Genomic DNA, 11,986 nt, shown 5'->3' with positions numbered 1-11,986 from the left:
GTTCAGGCTGTTGCGCTGAGATTGAAAATCAACCTTCTTTTTCCGTGTGAATATCAAAATCAATAAAGAAGGTATTGATTTGTCTTAAATTGTTTTCAGAATGTCCTTTAGTGTATGAACGGTTTTCGTCTGCATACGTACCATAACGATAAACGTTTGGTGTCCAATGCGTAAATGTATCTTGATTTTCGTGAATCGCTTCTTCGGAAGTCAGAACAACGCCACGTCCGCCAATCATGCTTTTTTTTGAGCGATACGCAAAAATAGCCCCTTTACTTTTACCTGGCTTGGTAGTGATTGAGCGAATTTTACTATTTTTAAATTTGTACTTTAACAAGCCGTCATGAAGCACAGTTTCTACAACAAAAGGGATATTCATTCAGCTGTTCTCCTTTCTTACGAAAATTAATTAGTTAGAAGCTACGATCAAAGTTGAATCACAACAAAAAAGGCAATCAACTAAGTTTTTCTTAATTGATTGCCTGGTATCTTCTTAAAGACTTGAAATCCCCTCAAAAACCCGATATAATGGGTTTACAGATATTTAAGTATCTGATTAATAAAGTAATTAAATACTTTACCAAATTTTGGGTCTCGACTTCTTTAATTGATTGGTGGTAATCAATTAAGGCTCGCAGTTAAAGTTTCTCAGGCTTTAACTGGTCGTGGCTCTTTTTTTGTATTCTTTATTCAGTTCGTTGTTTCGTTATATCTAGTATATCGCTTTTTAAAAAACACACAAACATGCGCACGGACAAAAAGGCGCCGCTGCCATAATGGCAACGGCGCCAGAACCACCACAAAGGCGCCTGTCCCCTTTGTGGCGGCTTGGGTCCCTACAGGTCGCGGTAGTCGATCAGGCGAAGATCGGGTTGAGACTCAAGCCAAGCGCGGAGCTCGGGGTCGATCAGTGCATCGACCTCCTTGGCACGATCGGTCGTAAGCGAGCTGTTCTCAAGGATAAAGCGGTCGAGGTAGCCCGGATGGCAGACAAAGATCACCGTCTCACCGTCCACCATCTCGCGGACCGTCTGCATGATTGCCTCTTTGGGCTCGTAGCCCGGCTCCATCGAGCGCATCACCATGCGCAGGTCGGTATCTCCGCAATGCACCACTGCCGCAGGGTCGAAGCTCGCCTTTTGCTCCTTAAGGCCCAGTTCCTGGGCAACCGCCGAGATAGCTCGGTTAAGGTTTTTGCTCATGACAGCATGGGCCTCAAAGTAATCCGGCTCGCGGCCCACGATCTCGACAAAGCGGTCATGCTGCGCACGGATCTCGATGCAGGCCTCGTCGAAGTCTATCAACTCCTCGCCGCGCTTAAAATACTCACGGAAGGTACGGCTGCTATGGAACTCGCCGTTTTCGTTGAGCATGCTCGGAATGCGCGCCGGATCGGCACACGGCCTGCCCAGACACACGTTGGTATGCTGGCCCACCGCAACGTCGGCATCTGCCACGAGCGACCAGCCACGTTCGGCCTCGGGCATATTGGGCATAAGGCCTACCGAACGCACCAGACCCTCGTTGACGCTGCGGGCGATGCCTAAGTCAACGGCATACGAATACCCGATGTCGTCGGCACGGATTAAAAGCCGTTTCATAACAACTCCCCCAATCTATGGAAAACTCACCACAAGGGGATACCTTTGTGATGGTTCGAGAATTACAGCTCGAAGAATCCAAGGCTCCAGTCGTGGCTTGCGGACTTGTAGCCGCCGGCGTCGAGCCCCGCGTCATAGCGCAGAATCGAGCGCTCGCAATCGCGGCTGCGCACATTTCGCCCCCCCCAAACTACTATATTCAGAAGGGCAAGCGGAATGCCGAGGGCCTAGCCCCGACGCCGGGCGATTGCCCAAAACGCGCAGGCGATAGCGGCCGTTGCCAGGCTTGCGCCAACAAGCACCCCCTGCACGCCAAAGGCATCGGCCAAAAACGGAGCAACGACCAGCGGCAGCACGCCGGCGCCGTTGAGGCCCACGCGCATCACGCCCAGCACGCGCCCCACCTTGGCAGGGTCGCTCAAGCGCTGGGTGAGCGTGACGCGCACCGGTCCCATGGCGCCAAAACCAATGCCACAGACAAGCTGCCCCACCGCAGCGACGGCAACATGGGCGGTACCCACATACACAACGGAGCCCACGCCCGTCACCAGCAGCATCGCCGCCAAAAGCTCCAGCCTGATGCGTCCCGACGGCACGCGCATGATCAGGTACGACCCCAGTGTTCCGCCGATGCCAGCAATGGCCGACAGCCATCCCATCCACTCCGCACCCACGCAAAGAACATCGCGGTAGAACAGCGACTCGAGCGAATCGAATGCCCCGTAGGAAAAGAAGCCCATAAAGCCCATGAGAAAAATCAGGCGCAGGTCGGCATCAGCTGCCGTGGCAATAACGCCTTCCCAAAGCGATCGCAAGCCCGTCGCCTCAGCGCGAGACTCCGGCTTAGCGATGCCCTGAACAGCAGCGCCTTCACGCAACGAGGTCGCAAGCAGTAGAGCGGGAACAGGTGCCACCGCAAGCAGGAAAAACACCCCTTGATTGGAAAGGACCGAAGCGATAACGCCTCCAAGCGCAGGTCCAACGATCACCGCGACGCCTGTCGCGATGTTGTTGAGGCCGTTAATGTGCAGAAGCTCCTCGGGGGCCTCCGTCAAAAAGCGCGGATAGGCGTCCATGGCCGTGGTCCCCGCGCCAAACAACAGCCCGGTAGAGATGGCGAGTAGCGCAAGCGCGGGATAGGACACGGGAGCAACAAGGCCAAAAACGCCTGATGCACATAGCAGGACGCAAACGGCCAGAAGCACATGACGCGGGCCCAAGGAGTCCACAAGTGCGCCGGCGCAAAACGTTGCAAAAATGAGCACCAGGTTGAGTCCAAACACGAGCGCGGACGTCTCAAATGCGCCGGCCCCGAGAACGTAGGCGCCGCAGCCAATGATGCCGACAAAATACGTCGACTGAAATGCAAGCTGAATAAAGAAATTTACCGCAACCAAACGGTGCGATGGAGAAAGAAGACGGGACATAACAAACCCCTCATGCATATGAAAACCAAACGAGACAGCCTGAGCGCCATCAGTCCATGTAGGTCTCGAACATATGCATAATCTCCCCTTTACTGCGGTCGTCCCGTATTCTAGCACCGATCTGGCGTCCCGCCTCTGCGCGTTGCCTTCAAAACGCTCCGCGCTCCGGCGCCTGGGCATAAGAAATGGCCATCTTCGCTTACGCGAGGGCGGCCATTTTGCTTGTCTCTATGTCATCGATTCTAATGCACAAACATGCGCACGAACTTGTGCTTCCAGCTTGCATACGGGGCATAGCGGAATGGCACGTCCAGCCACGTTGCCTTGTTCACGATGCTCTTCTTGTGGCTAAACGTATCGAAGCTCTCGCGTCCATGGTACTGTCCCATACCGCTCGCCCCCATGCCGCCAAAGCCCATATGGTTCGTGGCCAAATGCATGATGGTGTCGTTGACGCAGCCGCCGCCAAAGGGCGCGTAGCGCACAAAGCGCTGCTGAACCGCGCGATCCTGACTAAAGATATACAGGGCCAGCGGCGTCGGACGATTCGTGATAAACGCCTCGGCCTCATCCAGGCTCTCAAACGTCAGCACCGGCAAGATGGGACCGAAAATCTCCTCCTGCATTACGGCGTCCTCAGGCGCCACGCCGTCTAGGATAGTCGGCTCAATCTTGAGCGACGACTCGCGCGCCGTGCCTCCCAGCACAACCTTGTCGGGGTCGATCAGTCCGCGTACGCGCGCGAAATGCTTGGCGTTGACGATATGCCCGTAGTCCTCGTTGTCAAGCGGGTGCTCGCCAAACATGCGACGGACCTCCTCCTTGATGAGACCCAGCAGCTCGTCATGCACACGCCTATCGACCAGCAGGTAGTCGGGCGCCACGCAGGTCTGCCCCACGTTGAGCCATTTACCAAAGGCAATGCGCCGTGCCGCGACCTTCAAGTTTGCCGTCGCGTCCACAATGCAGGGGCTCTTTCCGCCCAGCTCAAGCGTCACGGGCGTAAGGTTTTTACTTGCGCGCTCCATGACGAGCTTGCCGACCGGCACGCTACCGGTAAAGAAGATTTTGTCCCAGCATTCATCGAGCAGCGCCTCATTCTCGGCACGCCCGCCCTCGACAACCGTCACCAAACGGGGGTCAAACGCCTCTTCACAGATTTGCTTGAGCACCGCGCTCGAAGCCGGCGCATAGGCACTCGGCTTGATGACCACGGTGTTACCCGCAGCGAGCGCGCCGGCGAGCGGCTCGAGCGTCAACAAAAACGGATAGTTCCATGGAGCCATGATGAGCGTGACGCCATAGGGCACGGCTTGCGTCTTGCACACGCTAATAGCATTGGCGAGGTCGCAGGGGCGCAGACGCGGGCGGCTCCATCGAGCCACATGCGCGACCTGATGGCGAATCTCGGAAAGCGACGTGCCGATCTCGCACATATACGCCTCGTCATGCGACTTTCCCAAATCGGTCTTGAGCGCATGGGCGATATCGCCCTCGTGGGCCCGTACCGCATCACGCAGGCGCACGAGCGCGCGACGGCGAGCGTCGACATCAAACGTGGCGTGCGTCTTAAAGTAGGCGCGCTGATCGCCGACGATGCGCGCAATCTCCTCGGTGTTCATGAGCCCTCCTAGTTCTCGTCTTCAAACATACCACCCGCAACGACCTCGTACATACGCTCGAGCTCCAAACGGTCCATCAAAAGCGGAACGGGGTACAGCGGATTGGCCTCGACATCGGCATGCGCCGCCATTTCGGGAATGTCGGAGCGGCGAACGCCCGTCACATATTTAGGGATTCCCAGGGCGGCGTTCATACGGTCGACCCAATCGATAAAGGCCTCGGCCGCAAGACTGTCCTGCGCGGTAGCCGGCGCAATGCCCGCCATGCGAGCAAGATCGGCAAGCTTGGGGGCGGCGGCGTCACCATAAGCGCGAAGCATGTGCGGCAGGATGATCGCGTTGGCCAAGCCATGCGGAATCCCGTATCGTCCGCCCAAGCTGTGTGCGATGGCATGCACATATCCGACATAGGAGCGGGTAAACGCAACGCCCGCCTTATACGCCGCCGATAGCATATTGCGACGCGCCTGCATGTTGTCGCCATGTTTATTGGCCTCGAGCAAATTGTCGTGGATGAGCTGGACCGCTTGACGCGCCATCTTGCGCGTGTAGGGCGTGGTGCTGCGGCCGATAAAGGCTTCGACAGCATGCGTTAGGGCATCCATACCCGTCTGCCCAGTAATGGAGGCGGGCAGGCCGCGCGTAAACTCGGGGTCGTGCACCGCAAAGCGCGGGATAAGCACAAAGTCGTTAATGGGGTACTTGTAGTGCGTCTCGCCATCGGTGATAACCGCTGCGAGCGTGACTTCGCTTCCCGTACCGGCGGTAGTGGGAACCGCGATAAGCAGCGGCAGGAGACGGTGGACGCGCAACAGGCCGCGCATCTTGTTGATGGGCTTGTTTGGCTGCGCAATGCGCGCCCCCACACCCTTGGCGCAGTCCATGGCCGAACCGCCACCAAAGCCGATAATGGCCTGGCAGGCGTTCTCCCGATACAGGGACGCCGCTTCCTCCACATTCGAGACCGTGGGGTTCGCACGCGTTTCGGCATAGACCGTAACGCCGATTCCCTTGGACGCGAGCGCACACTCGAGCGAGGCCGTAAGCCCCAGGCTGGCAATACCGGGATCCGTCACGATAAGAACCCGCTGTATCGAGCGTTTTTGAAGCACCGCGGGGACATCCTGGGCGTGCTCAAGAATGCATGGCTCGGTATAGGGCAGCACCGGCAATGCGATGCGAAAAACCGTCTGATATGTTCGGCACCAGGCACGACGGGCTAGATGCATAGAGGAAACTCCTTTATTTGTTGATAGGTCAACATTTTGATCGACCGATTGTACTCATCGTCGTCCGAAAATGGCTTGCCAACCGTTAATCAATCAACATCTTCATCTGTTAAAAAATGTTTTATTAAAAATCATTCCTAATAGGCTTCACTTTCAGTCTCATTTATGGATAATAGAACTCGTTAAGACGCACGTCCGGAGAGGGCCCTTATGGGACCGGGCGAGCGCACCATCGCCATCGATCGAAGGGATCGAATCATGAAATTTGTTTGCCCCGTTTGCGGTTATGTTGAAGAGTACGACGGCGACCAGCTGCCCGAGGATTTTAAGTGCCCCCAGTGCGGAGTGCCCGGTTCCCGCTTCCTGAAGCAGGATGAGGGTGGCTTTACTTGGGCTGCCGAGCACGTTGTGGGCGTTGCCAAGGAGGGCGTGCCCGAGGACATCGTCGCCGACCTGCGCGCCAACTTTGAGGGCGAGTGCTCCGAGGTCGGTATGTACCTGGCCATGGCCCGCGTCGCTCATCGCGAGGGTTATCCCGAGGTTGGCCTTTATTACGAGAAGGCAGCCCATGAGGAGGCCGAGCACGCCGCTAAGTTCGCTGAGCTCCTGGGCGAGGTCGTGACCGACTCCACCAAGAAGAACCTCGAGATGCGCGTTGAGGCCGAGAATGGCGCCACCGCTGGCAAGACCGATCTCGCCAAGCGTGCCAAGGCTGCCAACCTCGATGCCATCCACGACACCGTCCATGAGATGGCTCGCGACGAGGCTCGTCACGGCAAGGCCTTCGAGGGCCTGCTGAAGCGCTACTTTGCCTAAGCCAGCCGCCTGAGAGATAATCTCTAGCTCGATGAGGCCCGGACCGTATCGGTTCGGGTCTTTTTGTGTCTCGACAACTCGTAAACGCCCTGAAATAGGACCACCTTCGGCATCGGCTTTTCGTCAAAAAATAAGTGAGTAGACTTTTTGGAACTTGCCGAGCAGACCATCCATATTGCTTTATAAAACCGCAGGTAAATAACTTGCTGCAAACCGGTCTGGTCGCCATCACGCCAAAAGTCTACTCACTTAGAACCGCTGCCGTCCACGATTGAGCCTTTTTAAATCTAACGGGCATCCTTTCGCCGATTTCTCCCAGTGTTGACCAGTCCATGAATAGCTCAGACCGGAGTAATGCCTCGGCCCTTTGCTCATCCGAGCTTTTGTCACGATATTCAACATCGAGCATCCTGCATACGGCTTTTACGATCGCGCGGAATCTACCCTCATCGGATATCTGCCCGTGTGTCAGGAGCAGGACGTCGTAGCCCATGGCCTGAAGCGCCGTCATACGGTCGGCGTCACGCAGGCCATCCCCCGCGCGCCCGTGTGAGGCCTTCCCCTGACATTCGATGGCCACCTGCCGCCTTCCGTCCGGCGAAGACAGAAGTAGGTCAATGTATACGCGGGACTTGCCTTCAATCGCCCGAGCACTTGCGCTTAGCGCCACTTCGACATTGAGCTCTATGCCGCAAAAACCTTCACCTCCCAGGGATCGCGACAGTCCAAACAACAAATACGCCTCAACCTCAAAAGGCGATGCGGCGCCCAATGGAACGAGATGCGATACCGCCATAAATCGATTGCCGTAACGCATCCCGCAAACATCTGAACAAAAACGGTCAAGGTCGCCGCCCAAAACCAAAGCGTCTCGACGCCATAAATTTGAGGCGGTACCGTCCTCGGACGGACAGCGCGACCAGCCCAGCGTTGTCGAAATCGCGCCCGAATCAATTGCACGCGAAAGCTCCGCCTCAAGCGCCGCCGGCAGAGCGCACACCGCAAACAAGCCGCACATTTCCGCCAATACCAAAAGAAGCTGAAGATCCGTCAGATGCCGCGACATGATGAATGCCGTCAGTAGAGGAGATGTAATCAAAAACCCATGCTCCGTTTCCAGCACAGATTCCCTGGGGAGCTCGCCAAGAAACAGCCGCTGCCTCATGCTGGCTGGACAAGTCCGCTTGTTTCTCGTCCGAACCAATGTATACAGCGGAAAGCCAAGCACAACCGCAGCCGTCGGGTTACGGGAGAGGTCATATCGCTGCCGGTCTTCTTCTGGTCGTGGAAGCGGCGGACACAAAGCGCGGACTTGAGGGGGCAAACGCCAGTACCTAAAAGCCGATATGTCACAAAGTAGATCCTTCATAGGCACAGGAAAACACGGATTTCAACACAGCCGGTCTCGCTATGGCGCGAACGCAGCGAAAATGGCGTCGAACGGACTGTCAAGTTTTCAACAGCCCTCCCCAACTGACCAAAAGCTTGCCAAGAACTGGACGGGACCCTGTTGAAAACCTCATTTTTTTCTCGTGCAGGAGCTGTGCGCGGCAAGTGAGTAGACTTTTTCGAACTTACCGAGCAGACCGATCATCCTGCTTTTCAAAACCGCAGGTAGATAGCTTGTTACAAAACTGCCTGGTCGCTAAAGCGTCAAAAGTCTACTCACTTAGATTGCAGAGTGTCCCCCATTAGCTGCAATTCCAAGGTATTAAGCACATTTGGACTCAAATCGTCATACTGGACAAGGATTCGAGTCGGGTTTTCATGGACAGATGCGCTATCGGCACACCAATAACAGTCACTGATATCGACAAAAGGGATGCTCGAGCGCGTGAGGGCCTGTGCAAAAGAGCTTCCGCCCGTTCCACGCTCCGCAACCACAGTGCAGTAAAGGCCTGCGTCTGCATGCTCGATCGAGACCTCCCCCGCCGGAAATGTCTTCCGCACAAGCGCCGCCAGGCCATCACGCGCCTCGCGAGCACGAACGCGCACGCGGTTCACATGTCGCTCGTAATCACCCGATTCCAGCAAACGCGCCAAAGCGACCTGGTCAACAGAGCTCACCGACGAGGCGTAAAAACCAAGGTTGTGCTTAAACCGCTCCATTAGTTCATCGGGCAACACCATGTACGCTAGACGCAACGCCGATGACAGGCTCTTCGAAAACGTGTTGGTGTAGATAACTGACTGGGCGGCATCGATCGACGCGAGCGCGGGAATCGGCTTGCCGGCAAGGCGAAACTCACAATCAAAGTCATCTTCGATGAGATACCGACCTGGTCGCTCGGTGGCCCAGCTCAGCAGCGCGTAGCGACGCGCAATGCTCGTCACAAGGCCGGTCGGATACTGATGGGACGGCATCAGGTGAAGGACATCGGTCCCGGTTTTCTGCAGAGCGCTCAGGTCCACGCCGTCATCATCCAACGGGATATGTCGTACTTGGCAACCCATAGCCTGATAGATGCGCGTCAGGCGCAAATAGCCCGGGTCCTCAACGGCATACACCTTGTCGGCTCCAAGCAATTGAACCAACATGGTATCGAGCAGCTGGGCGCCCGCACCGATAACGATGTTGTCGGGGTCGACATTCATGCCCCTCGTCCCGCGTAGATGGTGCGCAATCGCACGTCGCAGCCGAGCGGTGCCCTGCGCCGGCGCGGGCGAAAAGATTTCACGTTCGTCTTCGGATGTCAGCGTCGCCCGTAGCGCGCTTTGCCAAAGCCGCGCCGCCTCCAAAGCGGAAGGAGACAGTACATCGAATTGTTCGACCCGTCCGTTGACATCATGCACGCTGGGGTCCACGGAGGCGACATCTCGGTCGATGCCCTCCGCAGCCGAAGCCAAAACCGGTGCATCCGGAAGTTCGCACGCGTAGTAGCCGCGCCGCGGCTTTGAGCAAATATAACCCTCGGCAAGCAACTGGCTATATGCATTTTCGATTGTAATGACACTGATTCCCAGATGACTGGCAAAGGCGCGCTTAGACGGCAAATGCTCTCCCGCCGCAATGCGCCCAGCAACGATATCATCTCGAATTTGCTGGTAAACATACTCATAGAGCGATGCCTCGCCGCGTTGTTCCAAATTGTAGTCGAGCATGAGTTTGTCACCTGACCTTATCGAGTCATTCAATCTGATATTAGTCTGACCTTGTTATTATCTTGAAAACTGAGTATTTCGCCATACCCAGCTCCCCGATAGGATGTTCCGTCAAGCAATGCACATGCCAACCAAGGGAGCAACCATGGCAGAACAGACCAGCAACGCCGATCGCGTCAAACTCAACCGCGAGCTCGCGCAGATGCTCAAGGGCGGTGTCATCATGGACGTCACCACGCCCGAGCAGGCACGCATCGCCGAGGAGGCAGGCGCCTGCGCCGTCATGGCGCTTGAGCGCATCCCGGCCGACATCCGCGCCGCCGGCGGCGTGTCGCGCATGAGTGACCCCAAGATGATCAAGGGCATTCAAGAGGCCGTCTCCATCCCCGTTATGGCCAAGTGCCGCATCGGCCACATCGTCGAGGCGCAGGTCCTTCAGGCCATCGAGATCGACTACATCGACGAGTCCGAGGTTCTCTCCCCCGCCGACGATGTCTACCACATCGACAAGACCCAGTTTGACGTCCCGTTTGTCTGCGGTGCCCGCGACCTGGGCGAGGCGCTGCGCCGTGTTGCCGAGGGCGCCACGATGATCCGCACCAAGGGCGAGCCGGGCACGGGCGACGTCGTCCAAGCCGTGCGCCACATGCGCAAGATTCAAAAGCAAATCTGCGACGTTGCTGCTCTGCGCGATGACGAGCTCTTTGAGGCAGCTAAGCAGCTGCAGGTTCCGGTCGAGCTTGTGCGCGAGGTCCATGCCACGGGCAAGCTTCCCGTGGTGAACTTTGCCGCCGGCGGTGTAGCAACCCCCGCGGACGCCGCGCTGATGATGCAGCTGGGTGCCGAGGGCGTCTTTGTCGGCTCGGGCATCTTTAAGAGCGGCAACCCCGCCAAACGCGCCGCCGCCATCGTTAAGGCTGTGGCAAACTTCACCGACGCCAAGCTCATTGCCGAGCTTTCTGAGGACCTGGGCGAGGCCATGGTCGGTATCAACGCTGACGAGATCGAGATCATCATGGAGGAGCGCGGACGCTAGTCCAGCAGAAAGGATCGCACATGAGCGATTATGCAGGCCAGACGGTCGCCGTGCTGGCGGTCCAAGGCGCTTTTGCCGAGCACGAGACAAGACTATCCGAGCTGGGCGCACGTTGTATTGAGCTGAGGCAGGCGGCTGATTTGATGCAGGACTTTGACCGTCTGGTACTTCCCGGCGGCGAGTCCACCGTTCAAGGGAAGCTGCTTGATGAGCTGGGCATGCTCGAGGAGCTTCGCGCCCGTATCGCTGAAGGCATGCCCGTCCTGGGCACCTGCGCCGGCTTGATTCTACTGGCTCACGACCTTGCCGCCCATGACGATAAGGGCACGCCGCGCCTGGCAACCATGGATGTACTCGTTGAGCGTAATGCCTATGGCAGACAGCTCGGCAGCTTTCACACCAAGGGGCAGGTAGACGGCATCGACGGTGAAGTGCCATTAACATTTATCCGTGCGCCCCGCATCGTCGAGGTGCACGGCGACGCAAAGGCCTTAGCGAAAGTCGACGGCCGTATCGTCGCCGCGCGCCAGGGCAACCAGCTCGGCGTAACCTTCCACCCCGAACTCGACGAAGACACCCGCCTCCACGAACTGCTCCTACAAATGTAGGAAGAACAGAAACGAGAGTGGATAATCCCCCACCTTGAGCATGAATATGGGCTCATACCAGGAGATTATCCACTCTCATACTATGTAGTCGTTGGGGACGTTCTTAAACGACTACTCAAACAAGAACGTCCCCAAAGGGTCACTATAATAAGGATAGAAAGGTCGTGAAAATACAAAACAGGAGGTTACACACATGAGGAAGCAGGAGCAAAAGGGTAAAATCACAGCATTGTACGAAAGGTTATCTCACGACGATGGGCGGTCTGACGAGAGCGTGTCCGTAGAAAATCAAAAGCGCATCCTGGAGGACTACGCCCGAAAAATGGCTTCACTAATGTCCGCCACTTCACCGATGACGGGGTGCGGGGAACGACCTTCAAGCGGCCCGGCCTGGACGCTATGGTGGACGAGATACGGGCCGGAAATGTGGCTACCGTCATTGTCAAAGACCAGAGCAGAATAGGCCGTGACGTGGTGGAGGTCGGCTTGCTCAAACGCACCTTTGACGAGGGTTGATTTTCAATCTCAGCGCAACAGCCTGAACG

General features: G+C 56.8%; 11 protein-coding genes. 4 read left to right on the top strand and 7 right to left on the bottom strand.

All coding sequences use genetic code 11. The features are described from left to right. Positions 1–28: 28 nt before the first annotated feature. From DWX39_RS10290 to DWX39_RS10270, 5 genes are all read right to left on the bottom strand, one after another. Positions 29–379 carry a hypothetical protein gene (locus DWX39_RS10290; protein WP_233503181.1) on the bottom strand — a complete coding sequence of 117 codons (351 nt, stop codon included), beginning with the start codon at positions 377–379 and terminating at the stop codon, positions 29–31. A 457-nt stretch (positions 380–836) separates the two neighbouring features. Continuing rightward, positions 837–1,601 (bottom strand): ChbG/HpnK family deacetylase, encoded by a 765-nt coding sequence (locus tag DWX39_RS10285; protein WP_117759834.1) that lies wholly within the window; start codon positions 1,599–1,601, stop codon positions 837–839. 227 nt (positions 1,602–1,828) lie between these two features. After that, entirely contained in the window at positions 1,829–3,028 is a 1,200-nt protein-coding gene (locus DWX39_RS10280; RefSeq protein ID WP_158561655.1) for an MFS transporter, read from the bottom strand. Between the two features lie 242 nt (positions 3,029–3,270). Next, entirely contained in the window at positions 3,271–4,650 is a 1,380-nt protein-coding gene (locus DWX39_RS10275; RefSeq protein ID WP_117759830.1) for an aldehyde dehydrogenase, read from the bottom strand. A gap of 8 nt (positions 4,651–4,658) precedes the next feature. Then, positions 4,659–5,879: an iron-containing alcohol dehydrogenase gene (locus DWX39_RS10270; protein WP_117759829.1), complete on the bottom strand. Its 1,221-nt coding sequence runs from the start codon at positions 5,877–5,879 to the stop codon at positions 4,659–4,661. A gap of 255 nt (positions 5,880–6,134) precedes the next feature. On the opposite strand from DWX39_RS10270, the gene DWX39_RS10265 reads away from it, so the two are divergent. Continuing rightward, on the top strand, positions 6,135–6,695 hold the full coding sequence (locus DWX39_RS10265) for a ferritin family protein (protein ID WP_193221714.1): 561 nt from the start codon (positions 6,135–6,137) through the stop codon (positions 6,693–6,695). 241 nt (positions 6,696–6,936) lie between these two features. Here the strand turns inward: DWX39_RS10265 and DWX39_RS10260 are convergent, their stop codons facing one another. Beyond that, complete coding sequence (locus tag DWX39_RS10260; protein WP_147336402.1) at positions 6,937–7,818, bottom strand: hypothetical protein; 882 nt, start codon at positions 7,816–7,818, stop codon at positions 6,937–6,939. Positions 7,819–8,360: 542 nt separating this feature from the next. Then, positions 8,361–9,797 (bottom strand): PLP-dependent aminotransferase family protein, encoded by a 1,437-nt coding sequence (locus DWX39_RS10255; RefSeq protein ID WP_117759823.1) that lies wholly within the window; start codon positions 9,795–9,797, stop codon positions 8,361–8,363. Positions 9,798–9,942: 145 nt separating this feature from the next. Here DWX39_RS10255 and pdxS point away from each other — a divergent pair, with 145 nt between their 5' ends. The 3 genes from pdxS to DWX39_RS11370 all read left to right on the top strand — a co-directional run bounded on the left by pdxS (position 9,943) and on the right by DWX39_RS11370 (position 11,957). Continuing rightward, positions 9,943–10,833, top strand: coding sequence for a pyridoxal 5'-phosphate synthase lyase subunit PdxS (gene pdxS, locus DWX39_RS10250; RefSeq protein WP_117759822.1), 891 nt, complete (start codon positions 9,943–9,945; stop codon positions 10,831–10,833). Positions 10,834–10,853: 20 nt separating this feature from the next. Further along, a complete protein-coding gene (pdxT, locus tag DWX39_RS10245) occupies positions 10,854–11,441 on the top strand; it encodes a pyridoxal 5'-phosphate synthase glutaminase subunit PdxT (RefSeq protein ID WP_117759820.1) in 588 nt (195 codons plus the stop codon). Positions 11,442–11,801: 360 nt separating this feature from the next. Further along, on the top strand, positions 11,802–11,957 hold the full coding sequence (locus DWX39_RS11370; protein WP_199411498.1) for a recombinase family protein: 156 nt from the start codon (positions 11,802–11,804) through the stop codon (positions 11,955–11,957). Positions 11,958–11,986: the final 29 nt, after the last annotated feature.

The organism is Collinsella sp. AF19-1LB, assembly GCF_003459655.1.
GTDB lineage: Bacteria > Actinomycetota > Coriobacteriia > Coriobacteriales > Coriobacteriaceae > Collinsella.
Note: the sequence above shows the minus strand (reverse complement) of the source record. Positions and strands in the feature narration are given on the sequence as shown.

What these genes read in the sequence shown, in the direction of transcription:
- DWX39_RS10280 (WP_158561655.1), bottom strand. Translation starts at nt 3,028, where the DNA reads ATGTCCCGTCTTCTTTCTCCATCGCACCGTTTGGTTGCGGTAAATTTC.
- DWX39_RS10290 (WP_233503181.1), bottom strand. Translation starts at nt 379, where the DNA reads ATGAATATCCCTTTTGTTGTAGAAACTGTGCTTCATGACGGCTTGTTA.
- DWX39_RS10270 (WP_117759829.1), bottom strand. Translation starts at nt 5,879, where the DNA reads ATGCATCTAGCCCGTCGTGCCTGGTGCCGAACATATCAGACGGTTTTT.
- DWX39_RS10285 (WP_117759834.1), bottom strand. Translation starts at nt 1,601, where the DNA reads ATGAAACGGCTTTTAATCCGTGCCGACGACATCGGGTATTCGTATGCC.
- pdxT (WP_117759820.1), top strand. Translation starts at nt 10,854, where the DNA reads ATGAGCGATTATGCAGGCCAGACGGTCGCCGTGCTGGCGGTCCAAGGC.
- DWX39_RS10275 (WP_117759830.1), bottom strand. Translation starts at nt 4,650, where the DNA reads ATGAACACCGAGGAGATTGCGCGCATCGTCGGCGATCAGCGCGCCTAC.
- DWX39_RS10255 (WP_117759823.1), bottom strand. Translation starts at nt 9,797, where the DNA reads ATGCTCGACTACAATTTGGAACAACGCGGCGAGGCATCGCTCTATGAG.
- pdxS (WP_117759822.1), top strand. Translation starts at nt 9,943, where the DNA reads ATGGCAGAACAGACCAGCAACGCCGATCGCGTCAAACTCAACCGCGAG.